The 26,064-nt window shown below is 56.1% G+C and carries 22 protein-coding genes, 1 tRNA gene and 1 pseudogene; 15 read left to right on the top strand and 9 right to left on the bottom strand.

Going from position 1 to position 26,064, the window contains the following annotated elements; translation table 11 throughout:
* Nucleotides 1-181: 181 nt before the first annotated feature.
* Both GOX53_RS16365 and GOX53_RS16370 read right to left on the bottom strand, forming a co-directional pair.
* Nucleotides 182-829 carry a GntR family transcriptional regulator gene (locus GOX53_RS16365; protein ID WP_171178163.1) on the bottom strand — a complete coding sequence of 216 codons (648 nt, stop codon included), beginning with the start codon at nt 827-829 and terminating at the stop codon, nt 182-184.
* Between the two features lie 30 nt (nt 830-859).
* On the bottom strand, nt 860-1,555 hold the full coding sequence (locus GOX53_RS16370; RefSeq protein WP_171178164.1) for a M48 family metallopeptidase: 696 nt from the start codon (nt 1,553-1,555) through the stop codon (nt 860-862).
* A 101-nt stretch (nt 1,556-1,656) separates the two neighbouring features.
* Here GOX53_RS16370 and GOX53_RS16375 point away from each other — a divergent pair, with 101 nt between their 5' ends.
* The 12 genes from GOX53_RS16375 (at nt 1,657) to GOX53_RS16430 (ending at nt 13,250) form a co-directional block, all read left to right on the top strand.
* Complete coding sequence (locus GOX53_RS16375; protein ID WP_171178165.1) at nt 1,657-1,974, top strand: TIGR02300 family protein; 318 nt, start codon at nt 1,657-1,659, stop codon at nt 1,972-1,974.
* A gap of 163 nt (nt 1,975-2,137) precedes the next feature.
* Nucleotides 2,138-2,213 (top strand) — tRNA-Ala (locus GOX53_RS16380).
* Between the two features lie 608 nt (nt 2,214-2,821).
* On the top strand, nt 2,822-4,009 hold the full coding sequence (locus tag GOX53_RS16385; RefSeq protein WP_171178166.1) for an ABC transporter substrate-binding protein: 1,188 nt from the start codon (nt 2,822-2,824) through the stop codon (nt 4,007-4,009).
* Nucleotides 4,006-5,496, top strand: coding sequence for a sugar ABC transporter ATP-binding protein (locus tag GOX53_RS16390; RefSeq protein WP_171178167.1), 1,491 nt, complete (start codon nt 4,006-4,008; stop codon nt 5,494-5,496). Before GOX53_RS16385 ends, GOX53_RS16390 begins: the two co-directional genes overlap by 4 nt.
* 9 nt (nt 5,497-5,505) lie before the next feature.
* On the top strand, nt 5,506-6,477 hold the full coding sequence (locus GOX53_RS16395) for an ABC transporter permease (RefSeq protein WP_171178169.1): 972 nt from the start codon (nt 5,506-5,508) through the stop codon (nt 6,475-6,477).
* Nucleotides 6,477-7,445 carry an ABC transporter permease gene (locus GOX53_RS16400; RefSeq protein ID WP_171178171.1) on the top strand — a complete coding sequence of 323 codons (969 nt, stop codon included), beginning with the start codon at nt 6,477-6,479 and terminating at the stop codon, nt 7,443-7,445. Before GOX53_RS16395 ends, GOX53_RS16400 begins: the two co-directional genes overlap by 1 nt.
* A gap of 11 nt (nt 7,446-7,456) precedes the next feature.
* The gene (locus GOX53_RS16405; RefSeq protein ID WP_171178172.1) at nt 7,457-7,924 is read left to right on the top strand and encodes a hypothetical protein; all 468 of its coding nucleotides are present in this window, start codon (nt 7,457-7,459) and stop codon (nt 7,922-7,924) included.
* The gene (locus GOX53_RS16410) at nt 7,921-8,799 is read left to right on the top strand and encodes an N-acyl homoserine lactonase family protein (RefSeq protein WP_171178174.1); all 879 of its coding nucleotides are present in this window, start codon (nt 7,921-7,923) and stop codon (nt 8,797-8,799) included. Before GOX53_RS16405 ends, GOX53_RS16410 begins: the two co-directional genes overlap by 4 nt.
* A 187-nt stretch (nt 8,800-8,986) precedes the next feature.
* Nucleotides 8,987-9,886: a LysR family transcriptional regulator gene (locus tag GOX53_RS16415; RefSeq protein ID WP_171178176.1), complete on the top strand. Its 900-nt coding sequence runs from the start codon at nt 8,987-8,989 to the stop codon at nt 9,884-9,886.
* A gap of 64 nt (nt 9,887-9,950) precedes the next feature.
* Complete coding sequence (locus GOX53_RS16420) at nt 9,951-11,132, top strand: TRAP transporter substrate-binding protein (protein WP_371810334.1); 1,182 nt, start codon at nt 9,951-9,953, stop codon at nt 11,130-11,132.
* Nucleotides 11,133-11,220: 88 nt separating this feature from the next.
* Complete coding sequence (locus GOX53_RS16425; RefSeq protein ID WP_171178178.1) at nt 11,221-11,784, top strand: TRAP transporter small permease subunit; 564 nt, start codon at nt 11,221-11,223, stop codon at nt 11,782-11,784.
* A complete protein-coding gene (locus GOX53_RS16430) occupies nt 11,784-13,250 on the top strand; it encodes a TRAP transporter large permease subunit (RefSeq protein ID WP_171178180.1) in 1,467 nt (488 codons plus the stop codon). Before GOX53_RS16425 ends, GOX53_RS16430 begins: the two co-directional genes overlap by 1 nt.
* Before the next feature lie 121 nt (nt 13,251-13,371).
* Here the strand turns inward: GOX53_RS16430 and GOX53_RS16435 are convergent, their stop codons facing one another.
* The 5 genes from GOX53_RS16435 to GOX53_RS16455 are packed head-to-tail and all read right to left on the bottom strand — an operon-like array spanning nt 13,372 to nt 20,551.
* The gene (locus GOX53_RS16435) at nt 13,372-14,850 is read right to left on the bottom strand and encodes an aldehyde dehydrogenase (RefSeq protein WP_171178182.1); all 1,479 of its coding nucleotides are present in this window, start codon (nt 14,848-14,850) and stop codon (nt 13,372-13,374) included.
* Nucleotides 14,851-14,874: 24 nt separating this feature from the next.
* Nucleotides 14,875-16,512: a GMC family oxidoreductase gene (locus tag GOX53_RS16440; RefSeq protein ID WP_171178184.1), complete on the bottom strand. Its 1,638-nt coding sequence runs from the start codon at nt 16,510-16,512 to the stop codon at nt 14,875-14,877.
* A 42-nt stretch (nt 16,513-16,554) separates the two neighbouring features.
* A complete protein-coding gene (locus GOX53_RS16445; RefSeq protein ID WP_171178186.1) occupies nt 16,555-17,895 on the bottom strand; it encodes a Gfo/Idh/MocA family oxidoreductase in 1,341 nt (446 codons plus the stop codon).
* Nucleotides 17,892-19,607: a dihydroxy-acid dehydratase gene (locus GOX53_RS16450; protein WP_171178188.1), complete on the bottom strand. Its 1,716-nt coding sequence runs from the start codon at nt 19,605-19,607 to the stop codon at nt 17,892-17,894. The genes GOX53_RS16445 and GOX53_RS16450 overlap by 4 nt, the downstream gene beginning before the upstream one ends.
* Nucleotides 19,604-20,551 carry an NAD(P)-dependent oxidoreductase gene (locus GOX53_RS16455; RefSeq protein ID WP_371810336.1) on the bottom strand — a complete coding sequence of 316 codons (948 nt, stop codon included), beginning with the start codon at nt 20,549-20,551 and terminating at the stop codon, nt 19,604-19,606. Before GOX53_RS16455 ends, GOX53_RS16450 begins: the two co-directional genes overlap by 4 nt.
* Nucleotides 20,552-21,040: 489 nt before the next feature.
* On the opposite strand from GOX53_RS16455, the pseudogene GOX53_RS16460 reads away from it, so the two are divergent.
* Nucleotides 21,041-21,675: pseudogene (locus GOX53_RS16460) on the top strand (tyrosine-type recombinase/integrase).
* A gap of 315 nt (nt 21,676-21,990) precedes the next feature.
* Here GOX53_RS16460 and GOX53_RS16465 read toward each other — a convergent pair.
* A complete protein-coding gene (locus GOX53_RS16465; protein WP_171178191.1) occupies nt 21,991-22,644 on the bottom strand; it encodes a TetR/AcrR family transcriptional regulator in 654 nt (217 codons plus the stop codon).
* A 103-nt stretch (nt 22,645-22,747) separates the two neighbouring features.
* Here GOX53_RS16465 and GOX53_RS16470 point away from each other — a divergent pair, with 103 nt between their 5' ends.
* Nucleotides 22,748-23,713: an alpha/beta fold hydrolase gene (locus GOX53_RS16470; RefSeq protein ID WP_171178193.1), complete on the top strand. Its 966-nt coding sequence runs from the start codon at nt 22,748-22,750 to the stop codon at nt 23,711-23,713.
* Between the two features lie 406 nt (nt 23,714-24,119).
* Nucleotides 24,120-24,335 carry a hypothetical protein gene (locus tag GOX53_RS30305; RefSeq protein ID WP_371810337.1) on the top strand — a complete coding sequence of 72 codons (216 nt, stop codon included), beginning with the start codon at nt 24,120-24,122 and terminating at the stop codon, nt 24,333-24,335.
* Nucleotides 24,336-24,549: 214 nt separating this feature from the next.
* Here the strand turns inward: GOX53_RS30305 and GOX53_RS16475 are convergent, their stop codons facing one another.
* Nucleotides 24,550-25,533: a hypothetical protein gene (locus tag GOX53_RS16475; RefSeq protein WP_171178195.1), complete on the bottom strand. Its 984-nt coding sequence runs from the start codon at nt 25,531-25,533 to the stop codon at nt 24,550-24,552.
* Nucleotides 25,534-26,064: the final 531 nt, after the last annotated feature.

Below are 26,064 nucleotides of genomic sequence, written 5' to 3' on the forward strand. Positions count from 1 at the left end.
ACGACACCAGCAGACGTTTCTCCAACCCGGCGGCAATCCGGCCTGTTGATCCGATCATCGCGGAAGAGATCACCGCCCCGGCAAAAAGCCGCTCAAGATCTCGATGGCATCGCCGCTCAATCCAGACCCCAACTGCTTCTTCTTGCCAAAAATACGCAAATCCCGCCCGCGCCACAGGCGCTCAGGTCACCAGCAACCGCAACCCCTGCGTCACATCCGACCGCACCGCCAGACGCAGCCCGGGCTCATCCCCCGCCTTCAGCGCCGCAATGATCAGCTTGTGGAAATGCGGCGGATCGGTGCGCCGCAGACGCCCGTAAAGCGCCCGCATCGTCGGCCCCAACTGCAGCCAAACGGTTTCGGCCATGGCCAGCATCGCCGGAGCCTGCGCCCGAAGATAAAGCGTGCGGTGAAATTCCAGATTGGCCCGGATATACCCCACCGCATCCCGCTTGGTGACCATCTCGGCCACGGTCATGTTGATACTCTGCAGCCGGTCTATCAGCGCGATATGCGCCCGTGGCAAGGCGCGGCTGGCCAACTCGACCTCCAACAGCGCGCGCAATGCCGCCAGTTCCTCGATCCGGTCATTGGTCAGCTCTGGCGTCGACACCCGGCCTGATGACGACAGAAACAGCGCCCCCTCCGCGGCCAGGCGGCGGACCGCTTCGCGCGCAGGTGTCATCGATACGTCGAAATCCTTGCCGATACCGCGCAGCGTCAACGGCTGCCCCGGCGCCATCTCGCCATGCATGATCCGGGACCGCAAGGCACGGTAGACCCGATCATGGGTCGCCGAATGGGTGTCTGTGGCGCGCGCAGTCAACATGCCCTCATGTGATCACAAATTTCAGCGAGGTCAACTCGGCGCGCCATCAAACCGATACCGGTGCAGCCCGCCCCCGCGCTCTCGCAACCAATGGCGCGCATTATCGTAAGGCCCGTGAATCCGTTCAACCTGCGCCCAAAAAGCGGGCGAATGATTCATCTCGACCAGATGCGCGACCTCATGCGCCGCGACGTAACGCAGCACCTCGGGCGGGGCAAGGATCAGCCTCCAGGAGAACATCAACGCCCCCGCCGAACTGCACGACCCCCAGCGAGAGCGCGTGTCGCGCAAAGTCATACGGGTGTAGGACTGCTCCAGTTGCCCAGAGTAATAATCGCACGCCGCAGTCAACCGATCACGCGCCAGCTCCTTTAGAAAACTCCGCAATCGCTGCGCTTCGGCACCTTCGGGAACAGCCACCTCATCCGTGCGCAACGCAACCCTGCGCCCCTCGGCCCGCACGATTCGCCGCACTTCACCTTCAATTGGAATACGCTGGCCGAAACCCACCTGCGCATCCTCCGGTCGGGTGTTTAGGTGGTGGCGAATCCAGTCCTCCTTTGTTCGTGCAAAATCCAGCGCTTCGGCTTCTGGTACTCCGGGCGGCAAAGTCAACGTAACCCGCCCGTCCAGTTGGGAAATCCGCAGGCTGATCCTGCGCGCCCGGGCCGAACGGCGCAGAGTCAGCGGCACCGGCGGCCGGCCCGGCAATGCGTGTCCTCCCATGGTGCTGCTCCCTCTTGCGCAAAGGCTTTGACAGTCCCCACTGCATATGGCAGGTGACCTGAATCGTCGCTAAGACTCACCAGATATCAAGGGGATTTGACATGCCCAAGGAAGAATGGGGCGTAAAGCGCGTTTGCCCGACCACCGGCAAGCGGTTTTATGACCTGAACAAGAACCCGATTGTTAGCCCGTACACCGGCGAGATCGTAGAACTGGAAACCGGCAAGAGCCGGATGATCGCCGCAGATGCCGAGGACGCGGCATCGGCCAAGGCACGCGAAGCAAGCTCAGATGACGATATTGTCCTCGACGACGACGATGTCGATGTTGAGCTCGACGACGACATACTCGATGACGACGACGAGGATAACGTCTCGCTCGACGAAATCACCGATGTAGCATCGGAAGACGAGTCCTGATCCTTACCGGGGCGTGTCCGCTCCGCTTGCCTGTCAGCTGCCGACCTACCGGCGGCGGCAAATATCTGACCAGAATATTTTTGTCTGAACCGGATTTTGGGCTTGCGCTCGGCGGCAGTGTTTCATAAACGTCCGTCCACCGCCGCAACAGCGGCACCGGATCGGGGCCTTAGCTCAGTTGGGAGAGCGCTTGCATGGCATGCAAGAGGTCAGGGGTTCGACTCCCCTAGGCTCCACCAGACCCAAACTCTTGCGTGACACATAGTTTGACACCTATGGCCAGCATTTTGACCCTTATGGCCAAATAGATTGACTTTTTCCGGCAGTGTCGCTGACCCATCGGGCAAAGCGGGCGCTCATGCACCGCGCGGCGAAGGTGTCAGGAGAGCCCTGAGCGGAAGTGTCAAAATCTTGCTGCGAGTGCACGCAGCGAGAATTTTTCTGCGCTGGCATCAAAATCTGATCTGCAGTGCGGCAGAGACTGCGGCCATTGATGCAGCGTGCGGCAAATCCGAAACGATGAAATCATGCAGCGTGGACAAAGCACCAATTCACTGCGAAAGACTTAACGGCTACTGTCCGCTTTTTGCGACAAACGTTTCTCCCATTATCGGGTTCGAACAACCGACTTCCGGCGGTTAAAAAGGGTTTGCGCTACCCTGTGTTTCTGGGCCGGCAGGCGTTGGCACGACTGCAGTGATGACGGCACATATCGGCGTATTCGCAGGATCGGCTGCTTTTACAACAGCCATCGCGATCCGAGATGCCAAGCATAACCATTCGGTGCTTCGGGGTCTGGGAGGCGTGGATAAGATCAAACCAGATTCGAACATTTGGGAGGACTGGGATGTCGATCACACGCCAAAGCAGACGAGATTTCTTCAAAAATACGGCAGCGACAGGCGTCGGGGCGCTTGTCGCGACCGCCGCCGCCGGCGGCGCCGCCATGGCCGATACAAAGACCGGTTGTGTGAAAAATGGCTATCATGGGATTCCGAGGCCGAACCTGTGGTCGCCAAACGACATCGAATTCACCGACACGACACAATATAAAAAGGATGGTCCGTACAAGATCGGGTTTTCGAATGCAGGTCTGGGGGACACATGGCGCGTCGTGATGCTGCATTCAATGCAGGCCGCCGTTGCCCGGAACAAGGATCTGGTCAGCGATTTCATCGTAACGGATGCGAACCACAACGACGCCAAGCAAGTTTCAGACGTCGAAGACCTGATCTCACAGGGTGTGGACCTTTTGATCGTGTCCGCGAACACCTCTGACGCGCTCGATCCGGTTGTGTCCCGCGCCATGCGCCGGGGCATTCCAGTTGTTATGACCGATCGGTCGGTGACCTCGGGCAATTACGTTTCATTTGCTACAGCGGCCGACGCCCCGATCGGGCGGATGATGGCTCAATGGCTGGTGGAAAAGCTCGACTATCAAGGCAATGTTATCATCCTTTCAGGTGCAGCTGGCGCCAGCCCTGACACCAATCGTGTCATTCCCGCCATGCAGATCTTTGACCAATATCCGGAGATCAACGTGTTGGATCGGGTCTACAGCGATTTCAGTTCGGCCAAGGGCAAGACCGTCATGGCCGCAATGATCCAGAAATACGGCGATCAGATCGACGGTGTGTTTGGGCAGTTCGGTGGACAGGTGTCAGGTTCCATCGAAGCATTCCTTGATGCGGGTTATGGGCATGGAGAAATTCCGGCACACACGTCAACCGACTATAACGGGCCAATGAAGCTGGCGATTGAGCACGGGTTCCCGCTGTTCAACTTCGACTATCCGCCTGCGATGGGCGGGGAAGCGGTGCAGATCGCGCTGAACACGCTTCAGGGTCTTCCGGTCGCCAAAATCCACTCGATCAACAACATGATGACGTTGACCCGAGGAGACGAAACAACGTCGGTTCATGCCGATCAATGGGCTGATGACTATATTCGGCCCGACAAACCGAATGACTTCCTATTGTCTGGAGGGCTTGGGCCGGATTACGATCCTGCGACCTTCGATGCCTCCAACCTATGACCGCAGTTCTTTCTTGCGAAGGAATCTGTAAATCCTATCCCGGCGTCAAATCTCTTGATGATGTCGGGATAGAGATTGCACCCGGCTCCATTCACGCCTTGGTGGGCGAAAATGGGGCCGGGAAATCTACGTTGGTGGGTGTATTGTCCGGCGCGGTTCAGCCCGACTCTGGCGCCGTGTTTATGGATGGCGTTCCCAAAGAAATGAATTCCGCCCGTGTGGCCCGCGAAGCGGGGATACACGTGGTGCATCAGGAACTGATCCTGTTTCCCGATATGACCGTTGCAGAGAATATATTTCTGGGGGAAGAGCCGCGAACCCGGCTGGGCATGGTGGACGCGCGCGAGATGCGTCGGCGCAGCGCCGCGATTTTGTCCGATCTCGGGACGCATATCGATGTCGACCAGAAGGTCAGGGATCTGACTGTTGCCGATCAGCAAATGGTCGAGATTGCGCGTGCGCTGATCGGAAAGGTCAAGGTGTTGTTTCTGGACGAACCCACCGCTGTGATTTCCGGACAAGAGGTTGATCTGCTGTTTGAGCGGCTGGCGCAACTCAGGAAACAGGGTGTTGCGATTGTCTATATCTCGCACCGTCTGGATGAGATTTTCGAGATTGCTGACGAGGTGACCGTGCTCAAGGATGGCCAACTTGTCGGGCATCAAAATGTTGCGGACGTGACCCACGACGGGCTGGTGTCTATGATGGTCGGCCGCCAGATTTCCGATCTCTACCCCGCCAAACAGCCAAATCCAGCCGACCAGATCGTTCTGAAAATCGACGGTCTTTCGGACCAGCGCATGGTCAAATCGGTGGATCTGCAACTCAGGGCCGGAGAGATCCTCGGGATTGCCGGCATGGTCGGATCCGGACGCAGTGAGCTTGCGGAAATGATTTTCGGTCTGCGCAAACCGGCCGACGGCTCCATTGAAATCAATGGGCATCCCTTTGATCCTACACCGGCCAAATCGATCTCTGAAGGTGTTGGCTTTCTGACCGAGGATCGCAAGCGGCAGGGATTGATGCTGAACCTCAGCGTGGCGGCCAACATCAGTGCGCCGCGGCTGAAATCGCTGTCTTCGTCGAATGTAATCAGCCTTCAGGCTGAAACCGCACTTGCGACATCTGAAATTGATGCGCTGTCGATTGCGGGCGCCCAACCCGCCACACGTGTCGGCAACTTGTCGGGGGGCAATCAGCAAAAAGTGCTGATCGCGCGCTGGCGCCACATCAGTGACAAGATATTGATCCTGGACGAGCCGACACGTGGTGTCGATATCGGCGCAAAATCCGAAATTTACCGCCTGGTCCGCGAATGCGCGCAGAACGGTGTGAGCATATTGCTGATTAGTTCTGAAATGCAGGAAATTGTCGGCATGAGTGACCGTGTGCTCGTGATGAGGGAGGGGCAGGTTTCGGGTGAATTAAAAGGTGAGAACATTGCGGAAGAAGCGATTGTCCATCTGGCTACGTCAACTGGCACCTGAGGACATGGCATGAACACAGAAGCAATCATTCCTTTCGACGATAAACCGCTTTGGCGCCGATCCCGGATCAATCTGGTTCATGTTGGGCTGCTTGTTCTGATCCTTGCCTTGATCGGATTGGGGGCAGTTTATACTGACCGTTTTGCCAGCACATCAAACATGCTCAACGTGGCGCGTGCCGCAGTTGTGCCGCTGCTGATCGGGATCGGGCAAACCGTTGTTGTGCTGACTTCCGCAATTGACCTTTCGATTGGCTCTGTCATCAGCCTTTCGGGGGTGCTGACTGCGGTGTTGGCCGAACAGGATGCAACGCGGCTTTGGTGGGTCATTCCGACCGTCATGGTGATCTGTATGTCGGTTGGGCTGATCAACGGGTTGATCGTTACGCAGCTCAAGGTTCACCCCATTATCTGTACACTCGGAACCTCGGCGATCGTTCAGGGGTGCGCCCTGCTGATCGCCCCTGTACCGAAACTTGGTCCGTATCAGCTGGAAAATCTCGCATTTGAGGACACGTTGGGCATTCCGAACGGCACATTGCTGGCGCTCGCGCTATTTGCAGTCACTCTGTTGGCCTTACGCAAATTTCCGATCGGAGCACGCATATACGCTGTGGGCGGCGATGAACATGCAGCCCGGATCATGGGGATCAACACCACATTCGTTGTCTGCATTGCGTTTGTGTTTTCGGCGGGATGCGCGGGCTTTGCCGGTATCTACATGGTTGGGCTGCTCGGAAGCGGCAGCCCGATCATGGGTCAGGGTTACGAGCTGACATCCATCGCGCCGGTCGTTCTTGGCGGCACATTGCTGGCAGGTGGATCCGGCGGGGTTGGCGGCACATTGCTCGCGGTGTTCTTTATGGCGCTTCTGAACAGTCTGCTGAATTTCCTTCAGGTTTCGACCTTCTACCAATGGGTCATTCAGGGGGTCATTATTCTGGTCGCCGTCTCGACATTTTCGCACAGAAAGCGCGCGTGATGGCCGATCAAATACAACTCACTTCGAAGTCAGGCCCGGCGCGCAACATCCCACGAAAACTCATTGTCACCGGTGTTGTGGCCGGATTGCTGTTGGTTGTCGCGGTATTGGCACCTGCCATGTTTACGGCCCGCAGCATCCAAAACATGCTGGTGCAGCTGGGTCCATTGGGCGTCGTGGCGATGGGTCAGGCTTTTGTCATTCTGGTGCGCGGGTTGGACCTATCAGTGGCGACCGTGATGGCAACCGCCGCAGTCATTTCCGCCTCTTTCGGCTCAGAACCTTCGGCGCTGCTCCTAGTGGTCCCAACCGTCATTGTCGTGTCGGGGGGGATCGGTCTGATCAATGGATTGCTGATCACCAAACGCAACATTGAACCCTTTCTGTGCACGCTGGCGATGCTGATTGTTGTCCAAGGCATCCGGTCTGCGATCACACGGGGTGCGCCCCTGGGCGACACACCTCAGTTTATCCGTGACCTTGGCCGGGGCATGATCTGGGACATCGTTCCGATCAACACCGTATTGTTGCTGGGTCTGGGCATTGCTTCGGCATTTGTTCTGCAGCGGGTCATCGTTGGGCGTCAGGTCTATCTGGTTGGATCAAACGAACAGGCAGCCCGTCTGGTCGGGATCAATACCGACAGGATCACGATCAGCTGCTATGTGTTTTGTTCCATTTTTGCGGGCATCGCCGGCATGGTGCTGGCAGGATATTTGAACCAGGTCGATAATTGGGTTGGCAAGGGATACGAGCTCGATTCCATCGTCGCGGCAGTGATTGGCGGCGTGGCCCTGACCGGCGGCGTGGGCGGAACCATTGGGGCGCTTCTTGGCGCTGCGGTGCTGGTGCTTCTGTCCAATTTTATCCTGCAACTCGGCATTCCCATTCATTTTCAGCTGATCATGAAGGGTGTTGTCGTAATCTGCGCCGTCGCAATCTATGCGCGGCGGAAAGACATGCGCTGACGTGGGGGACTATGGAAAAAACGCTGTTTGAAACCGAACTGGACCACTTGCATCGATATGACCGGTGCTTTGACGAATGCCGACATCTGGCAACCCAGATTGGCGGTCTGCTTCTGGCGAGGTCTTCGGTCATGAAAGGCAAGGTCCCTCTCCAGCCCTTGAGATCGGCCTGCCAGGAGACCTTCGATCAAATCAAATCGCAAAGGGCATCCCTCGACGACGCGAACAGTTCGGATCAGCATGCTCTGTCGCATATCGACCGGGCAGTCTCCCTGTTACAAATCTCAATGGACGCTCTTTCAGATGACCTGTTTTCTGGTGCTGAAAGTTGCAAAAACGCGCTTGCGGCAGCCATTCGGGAACTGCGGTTCGCGGCGTCCATGACCCCGGGTCTGTCAATGGTGGACTTAACCTGTGCGTGCTGTGCACTTCCCGATGCTGACCTCAACCGAAAATCCGGACCGGGAGCTATCTTATGAGTAAATACTCAATTCATGTGCTGGAATATGCTTTTGTTGAAGAATTCCCGTTGAGTGGACTCGTCTATGGCGCACACAATCAGGGAACCTGCAAGCTGCCTTATGGGTATGTCCTGATCAAGGGCAACGGGCACAACATCCTTGTCGATTGTGGCCATGACTATGCGGCATACGGGAAAACATTGTCGGACCGGTTCGGCGTAATCAACTGGCGCAGCCCGGCGGACGTATTGGCCGAAGTGGATGTGACACCTGCGGACATTACCGATGTCATCATAACCCACGCGCATTTCGACCATATGGGCGGCATTCAGTTTTTCCCGAATGCGACGTTCTATATTCAGGAACGGGAATTGTCCAAATGGATCCAGATCATGTCGCTTCCCCGGCAATTCCGCTGGCTGATGGTCGCCACGGATCCGGCAGATATCCTGCGCTGCGTGGCTTTGGCTGAACAGGGACGTCTTGTCAGCCTGTCGGGCGATCACGAAGACCTGTTTCCGGGAGTTGATGTCATGCTGTCCAAGGAATCCCACACGCCTGGGTCGCAATATGTGGTGGTCCGCAATGATGGCTTGCGTGAAAGCTCTGACGGTTATGTTCTGGCTGGCGATTTGGTGTACCGGGATGAAAATCTTACAGGTGGCGACCCGGACGACCCGCACTACATTCCCGTCGGATTGGCGACTGGCTCACAAACCAACATTCTGATGACGATGGATCGGATGGTGAAAGCAGTGGGCGGTGATCGCAAACGTGTCATCGCTGCGCACGAGGAGCGCTTGCCCGGCTATTACCCATCAAGAATAACGGATGCGGGTCTGAGTATCGTTGAGATTGCATTGGCGACAGGCGAGCCGAGCGCGGTCGCATAACGGCAAACGAGCCGCACATATAAGTGCAATTCGAAATCTGTGGGTATATCGGAAGCAAGCTCTAAGACTTTTTTGCGCACAAAGATCCAAACAGGTGTAGGGTGAGATCAGGCCGCCAGCTTTGCTGCCTGGAATGTCTCAAGCGTTTGAGCCAGTCCCAATTTTCGCAAATCTTTGTGGGAGGGCCATGTCGTATAACCTGATAACATTGAAGATGTTTCTGACCGTCGCCCGATCCGGCAGCATTGCGCAGGCTTCTGAATTGGAAAACGTCGCGGCATCCGCCATCAGCAAACGCATTTCGGATTTGGAAGATAAGATCGGAACGCCGTTATTTTATCGGCAAACGCGTGGCGTAGAGCTAACGCCGGCGGGTCGTGAACTCGCCCGACATTCCTCGAATGTGCTCAGTTTGGTAGAGCGCATGGAAACCCAGATGCTCGATTTCGCATCCGGAGCAAAAGGATCGGTTCGCATCGCGGCGAATACATCGGCAATTACGCAGTTTCTCCCCGAGGATCTGGCCGGTTTCGTAGAGGATTACCCAGATGTGCGGATCGACCTCAGCGAGCAGACCTCTGACGAAATACTTACGGCCGTGCGGGATGGATTGGCGGATCTTGGAATATTCTCGGGCTTGGTCGAAGAACCGGAACTGGAAGTTCTCACCTATCGTCGCGACACATTGGTCGTGGTCATGGGGAAGTATCATCCTTACCGGCCCGACCATCCAGTGAAATTCGCTGAGTTCGCCAAGCTTGATATGGTGGGTTTGCAAGCGGGCAGTTCGCTGCAGGCGTTCCTGGAAGCGCGGGCCGTCGAACAGGGGCTGACACTCCATACACGTGTCGAAACACTTAGCTTCGATGGTGTGCGCCGGATGGTCGAAGCGGGTCTGGGGGTTGCGGTGCTTCCCCTCGGAGCGGTTGAACCCTACCTTGAAAGTGCTCAATTACGAATGCAGGAAATTGACGAGGATTGGGCCGTTCGGACACTCAAGCTCGCTGTGAAAGACCTTAACGCAGTGTCGCGCCCTGTCCGCGCTTTGGTGGAACATTTGATCTCCCAAAATTTGGCTGACAAATAGTACGTATCTCGTTTTAATCCGGGGCAAGCGCCAAGCCGGGGCATCATAAAGCAGCCGGAGTACATTGTATTGGCCGGTTTTTTTGTATTTGCAAATTGCCATCCCGAACGGTGATACCCCCATTCGGATTTCAAGACTCCTGAAAGCAGCGATACAGGCGTTACCCATAGTTTGCACAACGAACGTAGTTTATGGGAGGAAATCCATGAGAAAAGAAATCAAGGCGATCACCGGCGCTGCAATGCTCGCAGGTGCCTTGGCCGCTTCGGCATCCGCGGAAGAGGTCAAAATTAACATGCCCTCAACATTCGCCGGGTCGCTGACCCAGCTGGGTACTGCTGGCGTGCGGTTCGCAGAAACTGTGAACCTGATTTCGGGCGGTGACATTGAGGTCAAGTTCTACGACCCAAACGCCCTTATCCCCGCGCTGGAGATCTACGACAACGTGTCAACTGGCGCGGTGGATGCCGGTTGGGGTACGTCTGGCTACTGGGGCGCCAAGAACTCGGCGCTCAACCTCTTCGCGGCGGTGCCCTTCGGGCCGGGTGCGGGCGAGTATCTGGCGTGGATGTGGTACGGCGATGGCGAAAGGCTGTTGAACGAGATCTACCACCCTGTTGGCATCCACGCGCAGGCCTGTGGTATTCATGCACCGGAGACCTCCGGTTGGTTCAAGGAAGAGATCACCTCGACGGAAGACCTCGAAGGTCTCAAGATGCGCTTCTATGGCCTTGGCGCGCTGGTCATGCAAAGGATGGGCGTCGACACCCAGCTTCTCGCGGGGGGGGATATCTACCCTGCTCTTGAACGCGGCACCATTGACGCGACTGAGTTTTCGATGCCTGCCATTGACCAGAACCTGGGCTTCTACAACCTTGCCAAGCACAACTATTTTCCCGGCTGGCACCAGCAATCGACCATTCAGGAGCTTATGATCAACAAAGAGGTCTGGGATGGTTTGAGCGCGCAGCAGCAAGCGATCATCACTACTGCCTGCCGCGCGAATGTTGCAACGCAACTGGCCGAGGGTGAAGCGATCCAGGGCAAAGCACTGCTTGAAATGCGCTCCGAGGGCGTAACAACCCACCGTTGGCCCAGTGAATTCCTCGATGCTCTTGAGGCCGAGTGGAACGGCATTGCCGCTGAAATGGCTGCGGAAAATCCCGACTTTGCAAGAGTTTGGGAAAACCTCCAAGCCTTCCGCGCGGAATACGCTGTTTGGAAAGATCTGGCTTACCTCGACTAAGTCGACCAACCGACGTGCACTTGGGGCCTGACCGGAATTCGGTCAGACCCAAAAAAGCACACATAAAATGATTCACCGGGGGAAAAATATGGATTTAGCTTTGGGGGCCAGCCGCGCGATCGACCGTTTTCTTTGGTCGGTGGCCAAGATCGGAGCCTGGTGCGCTGTGCTGCTTGTGGCCGTTGTAACCTACGATGTGTTCACCCGATATCTGGGGGTGCCTAAGGTGTTTGGATTGACCTCAACCATGTTGCAGGAGTCTGAATACTGGCTGCACAGTTTCCTGATCGTACTAGTGGTGGGTTACGCCTATACTAGGCAATCCCACGTGCGCATTGACCTGATCCGCGAGAACCTATCGGAACGGGCAAAGTACATAATTGAAATAGCTGGCATTCTGCTGGCCTTGATCCCTTATGCCATGCTGGGCGTCTGGCTGTCCTGGCCCTACGTTGTCCGATCCTACACCTCTGGCGAGATTTCGAAATCTCAAACCGGTTTGACTGATCTGTGGATCCTAAAAAGCGGGCTGATCATTCTGTTCGTTTTGATCGGACTGGCCGGGATTTCCCAACTCATCAAATCTATCGCGGGACTGGCCGGAAGGCTACCGGGCGACTTGAAACCAACGACTATCGGGGGCGAGCACTGATGGATATTGTCGAACTTCTCCCGGTGCTAATGTTTGCAGCGCTCGCCTTTCTACTGTTCTCCGGATTTCCTGTTGCCTGGATCTTGGGCGGGGTCGGTCTGGCATTCGGTCTCATTGGCATTGCTGCAGATGAACTTGCCTTCATTCAGTTCTCTACTCTGCCGTCACGGATTTTTGGCGGTGTCATGGAAAACCTGATCCTGACGGCAATTCCGATGTTTGTTTTTATGGGCACGATGCTGGAGAAATCCGGAGTTGCGCGCGACTTGTTAAACTGTCTTCAGGTTCTGATGCGGCGTGTCCCGGGCGGCCTTGCTTTGTCTGTGACCATCATGGGCACCATTCTGGCGGCCACCACCGGTATCATTGGCGCCTCGGTTATCATGATGAGCCTGCTTGCCCTGCCGATCATGGTCGAACGCAAATACGATCACGCTCTTGCAACGGGTACAATTGCAGCATCAGGGACGTTGGGCATCCTGATTCCGCCATCCATCATGCTGGTGATCATGGCGGATTTGCTGTCGCGCTCGGTGGGCAACTTGTTTGTGGCAGCGATCTTTCCGGGCCTTATTCTGGCGACGCTTTACATGGCTTACATCGTTATTCGCTGTAAGCTTAACCCGTCTTTGGCTCCTCCTATTTCTGACGCTCTGGGCCCGCAGACTCGAAGCGGTGTGGCGGTTATGATCCTGCGTAGTTTTGTACCACCTGTAATCCTGATCGGCATGGTGCTTGGTTCGATACTTGGTGGCGTGGCAACTCCAACAGAGGCGGCTGGGGTTGGTGCGCTTGGCGCCATCGTATTGGGGTTCTTAAATTTGGTGATCCTGCCTTCGATGGGGGTGAAGGAATTCGCGCTTGAGGAATCGGGTGCCACCCCGCAATCCGCCAATTTTGTTGCTTCAGGTCTGTCGAAGAAACTGACGCAGTTTGGTCGCACGGTGTCCGGTGTGGTCGACAGTACCGCGCAAACCAACGCGATGATCTTTGGCCTGTTTGTTGGAGCGACCTTCTTTAGCTACATATTCCGCGCGCTTGGCGGCGATGAACTGGTAATCAGCACTGTCGAAGCGATGGGCCTTGGCCCTTGGGGTCTGTTGTTCCTGCTGCTTGGCCTGGTATTTGTGCTGGGGTTCTTCTTTGACTGGATTGAAATCACCCTGATAATTCTGCCCGTGTTCGCACCCATTATTGCGCAATTGGACTTCGGCGATCACGTCGCACGAATTGACGTCGTTTATTGGTTCGCAGTCCTGATTGCGATCAACCTGCAAACCTCGTTCCTGACGCCGCCCTTTGGCTTTGCGCTGTTCTACCTCAAGGCTGTCGCCCCCCCACAGGTTAGGATCCAACAGATTTATCGCGGCATCATCCCCTTCGTTCTCTTGCAGCTTTTCGGCTTGATCCTGGTGATCCTGTTTCCGGAGATCGCGCTTTGGCTTCCGAGGGCTCTGCTCAACTGAGCTCCGCGCCCACTGGTCAGCGCTTCGAGGTTTGCCAAGCTCTGTGGGCAAGGCAAGTCGCGTGACAAAAACAAAGCCGCCGGTGCACATACACAGGCGGCTTTTTTGGCTACGAAAAGAGTTATCTCATGATGAAGGGGTTGGCCACTTCGCCGGCCGTTGAAATCATCACGCTTTTTGTCTGTAGGTATTGGTAAATCGCGTTCTGCCCATTTTCTCGCCCCAACCCTGAGCTTTTGTAGCCGCCGAGCGGGGCCATGTAGCTGATGACCCGGTAAGTATTCGCCCAAACGGTCCCCGCCTGAAGTCGCTCTGCGAAGTGTTTGATCTTGCGAATGTCCTGCGTCCACACCCCTGCAGCAAGGCCATATTTGCTGTCATTGGCGATGCTCAGCGCTTCATCAGCGCTGTCAAAGGGAATGACAGACAGGACCGGGCCAAACACCTCTTCCTGTGCAATGCGCATGTCGTTGCGCACGTCACCAAAGATGGTGGGCTCTACAAACCAACCATTGCCTAGCTCGGGTCGGTCCGGCCTGCCGCCGCCGATCAAGGTCTCGGCGCCTTCGCCTTTGGCGACGTCGATATAGCCCAGAACCTTTTCCAACTGTTGTTCCGTTGTGACCGGACCCACCTGGGTATCGGTGTTCATCGGATCGCCGATCCGCGCGGTTTTGGCGAGCTTGAGAAGTTTGTCGAGGAACGCGTCATGGACACTACGCTCGACCAGCAGGCGCGACCCGGCGATGCAGGTTTGGCCCGAGGCAGCGAAAATTCCCGAGATTACGCCGTTCACGGCATTGTCCAATTCGGCATCAGCGAATACGATATTGGGGGACTTGCCGCCCAGTTCCAGCGTCACTTTTTTGAATGTTCGTGCAGCGACCTCTGCGATATGTCGTCCGGTTTGTTCGGAGCCGGTGAAGGCCACCTTGGCCACACCTTCATGTTCGACAAGGCTGGCACCCACTTCAACACCAAACCCTGTCACTACGTTGAAAACGCCCTTGGGAAACCCGACCTGATCAACGATCTTTGCCAGTTCCAATGTCGAGGCCGATGTAAACTCGGACGGCTTCACGATAAACGTGTTGCCAGCGGCCAATGCCGGAGCGAGTTTGTAGGCCAAAAGCAGCAAAGGCGAATTCCACGCGGTGATGCCAACACAGACACCAAGCGGCTCAAACCGGGTAAAGTTCAGCATGTCCGGCTTATCAATCGGGATCACGCTGCCTTCAATTTTGTCGGCCAGACCCGCATAGTAATAGAACCACTCGGGTACGTATTTCAGCTGAAAGAACATCTCGTTGAACAGCTTGCCGTTGTCTTGAACCTCGGTACGGGCCAGCGCCTCGGCGTTTTCGGCAATCAGATCACCCAGCTTGCGCAACAGGTGTCCGCGGTTGGTGGCGGTCATTCCTGCCCAATCATCCGAGTGAAAGGCACGCGTGGCCGCAGCAACGGCGCGGTCTGCATCCTCTTGCTGCCCGCGAGGGATCATCGCCCAAGGCGCGCCCGTGTAGGGGTTCTTGCTCTCGAGTGTTTTTTTGCTGGCGGCATCAGTCCACGCGCCGTCGATATACATCTGATAGGCTTTCATGTGTTCTCTCCTATTGAAAACCCGTCAGAGGTCCGCGGGTGTCAGTATTTTGCCAAGGATCATGTCAGCGGCTTTTTCCGCGACCATCATCACAGGCGCATTGGTGTTGCCCGAAGGCATGACCGGCATGACCGAGGCATCTGCGACACGCAGACCCTGCAGGCCACGCACGCGAAGCTGGCTGTCGACAACCGCACCCGGGTCGCCGTCTGGCCCCATCCGGGCGGTTCCGATCATGTGGTAAACCGTGATGCCCTCGCGCCGTGCCCAATCCAGCAGCTCATCATCGCTTTGCAGGCATTGATCGGGGTTGGTTTTGCCGGTCAGCCAAGGCTGTAGAGGCGTCGTGGTCATCAGCTTTCGCCCCAGCCGGATGGACCGCAGCAGCACCCGTTGATCGCGCGGATCGGATAGGTAGTTTGGATTGATCTCTGGCGGATCAAACGGATTGCGCGACACCGGGCGTACATATCCATGGCTTTCAGGGCGCATCTGCCAGACGCCAACGGTCATACCTGGCATTTTATCCAGTAGGCCAACGGTGCCTTCGCGGAAGCTGGCGGGCGTCATCACGTATTCAAGATCCGGGGTTTCCAGCGCGTCTGAAGACTTCCAGAAAAGGTGCGTTAGCGACGGGCTGACAGATAAGACGCTGGGACGTCCCAAGAGCCATTTCGCTATCTCAAGACCCAGCGGAAGACCCTCTGCCATTGAATTGAAAGTTTTGACATCTTTCAGGGTCGACACCATGCGCACGCCATAGTGGTCGCGCAGATTGTTGCCGACGCCGCGCAGTTCGGCCCGCACCTTGATGCCCAGATCGCCCAGAACCTCGGCAGGGCCGATGCCCGACAATTGTAGCAGTTTGGGCGTGTTCAGCGCCCCGGCACATAAGACGACTTCGCAACGCGCGTTGACATTGATTGTGGCACTGTCTTGCTTGCTCTGATGATACCGCACGCCGCTGGCACGGGTTCCGTCAAAGAGAATTTCAGCTGCCTGCGCATCGGTACGAATATCGACATTGGGCCGCTTGCGCGCCGGGCGCAGGAATGCCTTGGCCGCGCTGTAGCGATAGCCTTTGTGGACGGTGCGCTGGAAATACCCGGTCCCGGCCTGATCGCCGCTGTTGTAGTCAGGATTGCGCGGGATACCCATTTGCGCGGCGCCTTCAATGAACGCCTCACAGACCGGATGGATCAGATCCAGATCGGTGATCGGCAGCTCGCCGTTGCGCCCGCGCACCGCGTCGTCACCCGGCCCAATGCGCCGCTCTGAGCGTTTGAAGTATGGGAGTACCTCGTCGTAGCTCCAACCCGCGTTGCCCAATTGCGCCCAGTTGTCATAGTCCGCAGGCTGGCCGCGGACATAGTTCAGCCCGTTGATCGAACTTGAACCGCCGAGCACCCGGCCCTGTGGCAGGGGGAAGCTTCGGTTTGCAGTTGCCGGTTCAGGCTTGGATTTAAAACCCCAGGTCAATCTGGGCGAATAAATGTTTTTGATGTACCCGGCAGGGATATGGATGAATGGATGCCGGTCCGTGGGGCCTGCCTCAAGCAGACAGACAGAGGCACCATCGGCACTCAAACGGTTCACCATGATAGACCCGGCAGTGCCGCCACCGACAACCACGTAGTCGAACATATCTGCGTTATTGGCCATGATGGTTTCTCTCAATCACGATAAGCGCTGCACGCATCTTGCTCATTTCAACAACTGTTCTTCCATTTGGGTGCGCAGCTGATAGGCATCCGTGGATCTGTCGATTTGGATGTCATCCCAGGTGATCGCAGCGCCTTCTTTCACGGCCCGGATCAGCGGCACGTTGTGGGCCAGTCCCAAGGGCACATTGCCTTGTCGAACCGAGGAATCGGCGGGCCGCAAACCGCCCGACACCGTATAGCCTCCTTCGCCGTCCAACATCTCGCCCACGGCCAGATCACGCTTGGCAATCGCGGCGCAATCAGCATTAAAGCAAATCGCGGCGCCGGTCGCCTCGGCCCGGAGCGCAACCGAGGCAACGGACACAGCCAGTTCCAGTCCGATCATGTGCCAGCGTTTATAGAGCGTCATATATTTGCCCGAGGGGTCGGTCACGACCTTGTATTCTTCGAAACAGTTTTTCAGATACTCGGTGTCGGCCTCGAACACGACCCAGACGCCTTTGCGAATGTCATAGGGGATCTGCTCGCCCTCACGGGTTAGGCAGGACACCACGTCGACCAGCCCTTTGCGCTCCAACACACCACCTTCAGATTTTGGACGCATCAAGGTGGGGATGTCGTCAATCCCACCAGGAGGAAACACCAACCCATTTTCGGGCGCTTCCAGCCCGGTCGCATTGGCGATAGCGGCAGACTCGATGGCCGGTTTAGATCCGTCAAGAAAGGCGTTGAACATTTTGGGGTTCAGGCGCCCACGTTCGGCCTGTTCACGGGTCAGGCCCCAGTGATCCCAAACCGTGTCAGGTGTGGACTGGCGGAAATGCGGCAACCATTTATGGCCGCGCCCGGCTGCCACCACGCAAAAGCCACAGGTGCGCGCCCAATCGACCAGGTCACTGGCCAATGCAGGCTGGTCCCCATAAGCCATGGAATAAATCACACCGGCCTCGGTGGCTTTCTGCGCCAGACCGGGACCGCAGAACGCATCCGCTTCGACGGTTACGTTGATCACGTTTTTGCTTTGCGCGAAGGCCGCCAGACAGTGCGTCACAGCGGCCAGCGGATTGCCGGTCGCTTCGATCACAATGTCGACTGCCGGATGGGCAACCAGCGTCTGCCAGTTATCGCCCACATAGGTCTTGCCCGAGATCGCCGCGTCATCAAGGCTTGCCGCGCTGCAGGCTTCATCGGACCAGCCGACCAGCTGCATGTTGGATTTCGCGTTTGCCGGATACAGATCAACCACACCCACGACGTGGATGGCAGGGATGCGAACGGCTTGCGCCAAAAACATCGTACCAAATTTTCCAGCCCCGATCATGCCTACCCGAATTGGGTTCCCGGCGGCCGCACGTTCCTGCAATTTCTTGAAGAGATTCATTGATCACCTTGCTTGCTGGATTTTCCGGAATGCGTAAGGAAATCAAAATCACACCCATCGGGAGCCTGAAGGACCGTCTGTTCATAAAGCGCGCGGTAGCCACGTTTGTGCCCTTCGACTGGGGCAAATTCGTCAAGCCGGCTGGCGATTTCCTGATCTGACACCAATAGGTCGATGGATTTGTCTTTCACCGAAAGGCGGATCCGATCACCGTTTCGAACAGCTGCCAATGGCCCGCCCGCACCTGCCTCGGGAGAGATATGCAGAACGATGGTGCCAAAGGCGGTGCCCGACATGCGCGCGTCCGAAATGCGCACCATGTCTTTCACACCAGCCCGCGCCAGTTTTTTCGGAATCGGCAAATAACCAGCTTCGGGCATGCCTGCGGCGATCGGGCCGGCGCCTTTCAGGACCATGATGTCGCCCGCTTCGATATCAAGGTCAGGGTCGTCAACCCGCTTGGCAAGGTCTTCCAGACCTTCGAAAACAATGGCGCGACCTTCGGTTTCGAAAAGAGCCGGTGTGGCCGCCGCGCGTTTGAAAATAGCACCATCCGGGGCGATATTACCTTTAAGCGCGATCAACCCGCCCTGATCCGAAACAGGTGTGTCAAATTCGCGGATCACCCGCCGATCAACCCAAGACATTTCAGGTTCCAGTCGATCCCCCAGAACCTGACCCGTCACGTCAACCGTATCAAGATGCAGCAGATGGCGGATTTCACGCAGGATCGCGCCCACACCGCCAGCTGCAAAGAAATCTTCCATATAGCCGTCGCCCACCGGTTTCAGGTCGACCAGCACCGGGGTTTCGTCAGAAATCTGGTTTAGACGCGCGTTCGGAATGCGAATGCCCAACCGCCCGGCCACCGCTGTCAGATGCACAATCGCATTGGTCGAGCCGCTGACAGCCATCAGAACCCGAAAGGCATTTTCTACAGATTTCTCGGTTATGATCTCGCTGGGCAGGCGCGGATTGGCGATCAGATCAACCGAAGTTTTTCCGCTGAATTCTGCCGCGACCAGCCGGTCCGAATGCACCGCCGGGATCGCCGCACTTCCGGGCAGTGACATGCCGAGCGTTTCGGAAATACAGGCCATCGTGCTGGCCGTACCCATAACGGCACAAGTACCCGCAGTCGTAGCCAAACGCCCTTCGACAACGTCAATTTCTTCGCGCTCGACCTCGCCCGCGCGGTATTTGCCCCAGAACCGGCGGCAATCGGTGCAGGCACCCAGCCGCTCGCCCTTGTGACGACCTGTCATCATAGGCCCTGTAACCAGTTGCACCGCTGGGATATTTGCCGATGCGGCCCCCATCAACTGGGCGGGCACCGTTTTGTCACAGCCACCGATCAGCACAACTGCATCCATGGGTTGCGCGCGCACCATTTCCTCGGTGTCCATGGACATCAGATTGCGATAGACCATGCTGGTGGGGTTCAGGAACACCTCGCCCAGGGACGTTGTGGGAAAGGGTCTTGGCAACGCGCCCGCCGCCAACACACCACGCGACACGGCCTCGACCAGTTCGGGCATTGTGCGGTGGCAATTGTTGAAACCTGATCCCGTTTCGGCGATGCCGACAATCGGCTTGCGGAGCATATCCTTTGACAAACCCATGGACCGCGCGAAGGACGAGCGCAGGTATTCGGCGAAATCCTTGTCGCCGTAGTTGGTCAGCCCGCCGCGAATGCCGTGTTCTCCACTCATTCTTTGCCTCCTTGTGTCGATGCAGCGCGAAAGGTGGCGTCCAGCAGGCGTTCATAAACCAGGATCATGCCGCCCTTGTCCTTGTCGCCATGGCCTTCCAACAGGGCCTGCTGATAGGTTGCGGTCGCTGCAGCCAAAACCGGTGTGGGGATGTTGTGGCGCGCAGATATCTCCGCGCCGCTGATCAGGTCTTTGTAGGCGGCCTGCATGGGGTAGCCGTTGCTGAAATCACCTTTCAGGATATGTGGAACGAAAAACTCCGAGGCATAGCTGCGTCCGGTTCCGGAATTCACCACTTCCGCAACCTGCACAGGATCGATCCCCAATTTGACCGAAAGCGGCAGAATTTCCGCAAGGGCGGCGGCGTTGATATCAAACAGCAATTGGTTGATCAGCTTGGTCAGCTGACCCGCGCCCACGTTGCCCATGTGCAGAATCTTAGATGCCATGGTGGAGAGAGCGCCCTGAACCTCTGCCAGATCGCTTGCGTCACCGCCTACCATCATGGTCAGCGAACCGCCCTCAGCCCACTTTTGCATGCCGGAAACTGGAGCGTCCAGAAATCGCAAATCTGCAGCCTGCAGCCGGTTTCTCAATTCCAGCGTTGCGCCATATTCAATGGTGCTGGTGTCAATAACGAGAGCGCCCGCTTTCAGGTGCTGCACCAATCCTGTCTTTGGATCGAATAGCGCACTATTGACGATCTTTGCAGCAGGAAGACATGTTATCAGGACATCGACATCGGAAAATTGATCGGGCTCGTCCGCACCTTTGGCGCCACTTTGCTCGACGTTGGCGACGGCGTTCGTGTTTCGGTCATAGACCAGCACATCGTGTTCCTGGGCGAGGTTAATCGCCATTGGCGCCCCCATCTGCCCCAATCCTACAAACCCAAATTTCATCGACTGCGCCTCGCTCTTAATAACGTGTCTGGACGCTAACATCGTGGCTGGCCTCACTAGGCATTCCGAATGGTGATCCCCCCATTCGACTCTTGCGAGTTTACGCCCGAGAGTTTTTTGTAATTGGGCGTCGCCCTGAAATCGGGCGGCCAATAACGCGAAACTCACACGATCGAATTCGGGCAGCTAGTCTCTTTGAAACGAAAGTTTGGCTGTAGCTCGCCAGGTGAAATCTTGAACCATGATGTAGCAAGGTAAGGGAAATCGACCCGCATGAAGTTGCGCGACCAGGGTTGAGCTGGATTTGCGAGTGGTTTCCGACGACTTTCCAAATGACGACTAGTTTCCGAGCTTTGCTCCAATTCGTGCTCAGCGCAGCATCACACTAATAGGGTTCGCTGCTGCCGACTGCGGTCGCAGCGATAGCGCATCTAACGGGCATCAGACACCGGCCATCCGCTCCGATTGTACAATCATCCCGTCAGCGCCGTGCTGACGCCAGGGCGCGGAGGATGGATCGGAGGGCATATCGTGCCAAGAGTCCAACTTCCCGCGGTCACTCCAAAACGCAAGGCTTGGAAGAAAGGGCGTATCATCGGCCAGAAGCGCCCACTCCTGCCAAAACAGGTCTGGGCAATTCGCGCGCGTCCCGAACTCACACGCAATCTGCGTGAACTAGCGCTGTTCAACGTCGCCATAGACAGCAAACTGCGTGGATGCGATCTGGTCAAACTTGCCGTGACCGATCTCGTCAAAGATGATCGTGTCCGAGAGCGTGTATCGGTGATCCAAAGCAAAAACCAAGCGACCCGTTCAAATTGAACTCACGGAAAACACAAAGGGACTCTGTCCTGGCATGCGTGCGGTCGCCCGAGATGTTTGCTTGCCCGTTCATGTTTCCGAGCCGGTTCCACGACCGACCGCACATCTCGACGCGCCAGTACGGTCGGCTTGTCCGGGACTGGGTGGCCGCGATTGGCCTGGAACCAAGCGGATACGGCACGCATTCGCTTCGCCGGACCAAGGCGGCAGAGATCTACCGGAAAACCGGAAATCTCCGAGTGGTTCAGCTTCTGCTCGGACATACCAAGGTCGACAGCACAGTCCGATACCTTGGTGTCGAACTTGAAGAGGCACTGAGTATCGCCGAGAAAATCGACATCTAATGCAAGTTGGCGGGTGACATTTTCCGTTGCCAATCCTGACCGGGCGTATGTTCCCGCCGCAGTAATGGTTCGGATCGAGTCCCCTCGGGAGCCTTCAGTTTTTGCTGCAAGCGCTCACATCACGGATTTCGCTGCGTGCGCATCGCCTTGACTGCGATACCGCAGCGTGAAGAGCCGCCATTCGTGCCAAGCACGGCAAGCTTTTGGTAGGCAAAGAGCGAGACGCGGTCAGAGCCGCCTTTTCGAGCGCAGCCTGTTCTCTAGCAGCATCGGTTCACAGTCACGTTAGATCACTGTAGGTATTGCGTTTGGTTCTTAGATATCGGTCGTTCCGCTTCTCGATCGAAGGGTCAATACTCGAGTTTCCCCGGACACTGCTGCTAATCCAAACCTAAGAAATCCCTCGATCTCGCTGGCGGGAACATTCTCTCTTTGCATCCGCATCGCGCCGGAATGGAGGGTGTCGATTTGGTGCGCTGCAATTTTGGTCGGAACTTCGGGCCGAAACTCACCAGCAACTTTTGTGGCATCTATCCAAAGGGCAAGACGAGCGAGAAAGTGCTCGCGCAATTGATCCATGGTACCCAAGGTTTCCGGGCTAAACATGTCGCGCTGCGATCGCATGGAGACGAACAAGCAACCCTTGGGAATGCCCAGTTTGTCCCTGTCCTGCATTAGGAAAGCGACGATTTCCTCCAAGGTTCTGGCAAGCGGTTGTTCGGCCGTGAGCAACGCCAGGAATGGATCAACGGCCAGAGCCTGATAAGTCCGCAGCGCCGCCGCCTTGAGGCCGTCATCACTGCCGAATTCCCGATAGATACCCGGCTTTGAGGCCTGAGCCAGCTTGCAGATGTCGTTGATCGAAACCTCTGTCGGGCCATGTTCCCAGTACTGCATAACGGCAGTTTCCAGCACATGCACCCGGTCCAGCGTCTTGGGGCGGCCTCGGAGTTTGGGAAGTTCATCCATATTAACGTACCGCTAAGTATTTAAATATTGACATTCGGTTTTACGTACCTCTAGTTACGAAAAAACAAAAACACCTGCCAGTCCAAAGTCAGGAGACCAGGAAATGCCGAAAAATCCCTTGGGCATTACAGCACGAATGAATGCGCTGAGCTTGATGTTGATCACCCCTGAGTTCTACAGAGTCCGGCGTTTAAGGCCTGCGCGGGCCTCAAAGATCGACCACGAACCTGCGCTGTTTAAAATGAAGCCAGAGGTCATGCAGCTTGATGGGCTCAACATCCGCATTGCCACGAGCCGAAAACCCGATCGCCCGACAGTCCTGTTCCTCAGTCCGCTTCCCCAGAGCATTCTGTGTTACGATGCGGTGTGGGCGCAATTGTCTGACGATGCAGACCTTATTGCTGTCGACCTGCCCGGATTCGGGCGTAGCGAGGGTGGCAGCGATTATATGACATTCGCAGCCCAAAGTGCATTTTTGGAAAAGTTCATCGATGCCATGGGCCTGTCGGATGTTCATATCGCTGCCGCAGACATCGCCAAGCCCGTTGCGATGCACTACGTGATACACCGCAACCACAAGGCAAAAAGCCTGCTGGTTGGCGACGGCCCCGGCATTTTGCCGTCGTCCGACGGAAGCCTGATCAGAAAGATCGTAGGCTCCGGGTTCTGGCGAACAATGGTCAGGCTGAACGGTGCCAGGACCTTTATCGCAGGGGCATTCCAACTTGGATATCTGCACTACAGCCCGAAGAGAGACGAAGTTGAGGACTATATCAGTTCTTACGCCGGGCGGATCGACCAAGTGACAAAGTTCTTCAAACAATATCCCGAAGGATGCGCGGACCTGACAGCGAACATTGAAAAGCTCAAGGTGCCGGTACAGGTGTTCTGGGCAGATGAGGACGCTTTTCTAAACGTCGAGAACGCACATCACCTGCACAAACACTTGCCCGACAGCTCTTTGCATATCTTCAAGAACTGCGGTCATTTCTGCTATCAGGACAAGAGTTCCGAATTCGCGCAAATGATGCGGAACTGGATTGCGGGCGGGTATAGTTCCATCGGCTAAGTGATGATCCTGCGAGAAGTTCAGTTTGGATCTGGCGCCACACGAAATGGTGGGATGACCGCTTCGGTGAACTTGCTGCGCAACCAAAATGAGCGGTGCTGCAAGCGCGAAGGGATTCTGCGTGAGCAATAGCTGCGTCGGCAAAAGGCCGCAAAGTCCCGCCTCATTACCACTGATGTAGCCAGATCGAACGGCAGTTGTCGGAGACACCGAGGAACCTGGCTTAGAGTTTCAGACCTCAGAAAATTCCTTGCCGCCCTGTTCTGCACTCAGCCTGAATCGACCCCACCAGGATCGCGGCGCTGTCCAACGTCTCTTTGTTCGTAGGTCTCCCTTGCATCAGCTTTTTTGTCCGGAAACCGAGGTTGTGCTACAATCTCGCTATCAAGACGGAAAGGTGCTGCCGATGCCTGAGTTTTTGGTAAGAAATCTAGATACTTGGATCATTTCCGCGCTCAACCGTCGCGCCACGAGAAACGGTAGGAGCGCCGAGGCGGAACTCCGTGCGATCCTGAAATCCTTCTTGGCGAATGAACGGGAAGAGAAAGAGCCCAACTATTTTTATTCTCTCGACCCCGTTCACCGTCGCGCAATTGGCTCTTGGAGCTTAGAGAGCTTTTAGAGTTCCTATTGGTCGAACCCACCTCTACTGTGCCCCCGTAGCGGCGGCGGGCGCATGCATAAGTGGGCCTTCAACAATTTCGAGCCAATGGTGGGTTTGTCCCGCCTCACTACACTTTTGCTGTTAAGCAGTGTAAGTCATTCCGAATGGTCGTCCGAACGTCGCGCCGGTCAAGCTGACACGATGGAAGATCGAGTTAGAATTGGAACTCGCATTAAAAACATATTCTTTGAACCCATGTAGCCACTCTTGGCTCGCACAACTGCTCCAAGCGTGGTTCAAAGATTTCACTCGACCCTGCGCGCGCCATCCACTCCAGTACAGGGATAGGGTCGACATCCATCGCCGCCAGATATTCCGCGATTTGTAGATAAACCCTGTCGTCCAGAGAGATCTCACCAGATGGGGTGTAAACACGATGGAAGCCGAGATGTGGTCCCGGTCCCATCCAGATTGTTCGCCTCTCGCCACCCATAAACACAAGCGGACACGCGGAAAAACATGGCCCATGCAGTGTGGTGGTTAATCCTCGCTTTCTGATCTCTGAACCAGACAAGATGGCATCTACAACACTACCGCCCGCGCTCCCTAGGGCTATCAAATCAACTTCTGGGTTGGCGTCCAATACCGCTCGAAAACGATCATGGAAGCCACTATCAATGTCGCCATATACCACGAGAGTGTTTTCAAGAACTGAGAAGTCGCCCTTTAATTCGGGCTCATCAATATACGCCGTTCGCGGTATGCCATGGTTTCCGATACATTCGAGATTCCATAAGCTTTTCTTTTGGCTTTCTGTCATAGCGGTGGCGCGTCGCGCTGCTGCGACCCAAGAGTCCAAGAACACGCTGTGCTCCATAAGCTCAAACGGATCAGCCTGTGGCGTAAGAGGTGGATCTTCAAACGTCTCCGCTCGCGCGATTTCATCCCTAAACCCAAGCATTCGACCGGCAATTGCGCAAATATGCCTGTCATGTCCAATGCCATGAAGCGCTGAACCTGGATGGCCAGAGCCCAAGCGCAAAGCGTAATCGTAGTATTCTGAGCTTTTCGCGCTGACGGCTTCAATCGCGTTATCCCAGGAAATTTCGGCCAACGCAAAAGACGGAAAGTGAAGCCCAAGGATCAGCGAAAGTGCTCGGGCTAGTGTCGCAATATTTCGCAAGATATTTCCTAGGATGATTGTTCGACCGAGCATGTCGAACTCCAAGCCTACGACTTAGAATTCAGGTGCAGACTATATGCGGACCCGCTCTATGAAAAGAGAAGGCCTTCTCATCAGGAGGCATTTTCGTGTCTTGGGCACTTTGAGTCCAGAGCTGTCCAAGACCACCATGCGCAGCGGAGATCTATCTGTTCGGATGGTTAGTACTCATGCGGAAGTAGACCTTTTTTATCGATCATTCAAACGGCGACTTAGTTGCGCTCATTACCACTGATGTAGCCAGATCGAACGGCGACTGTCGGTGAAATCCAGGCTTCGGAGTCAACCTATCTGTCAAAAAATGGTCAATCCGGTGCTTTGTTCGGCTTTTGCGCAACCGGAAGTCAATGGGTTAGCAGGTGCCCAAGGGTCAAACTATGTGGCACGACACAATTCTTGCGTGACACATGGTTTGAAACCTATGGCCAGCATTTTGACCCTTATGGCCAGATAGATTGACTTTTTCCGGCAGTGTCGCTGACCCATCGGGCAAAGCGGGCGCTCATGCACCGCGCGGCGAAGGTG

It is taken from the genome of Ruegeria sp. HKCCD8929, assembly GCF_013031405.1.
GTDB lineage: Bacteria > Pseudomonadota > Alphaproteobacteria > Rhodobacterales > Rhodobacteraceae > Ruegeria.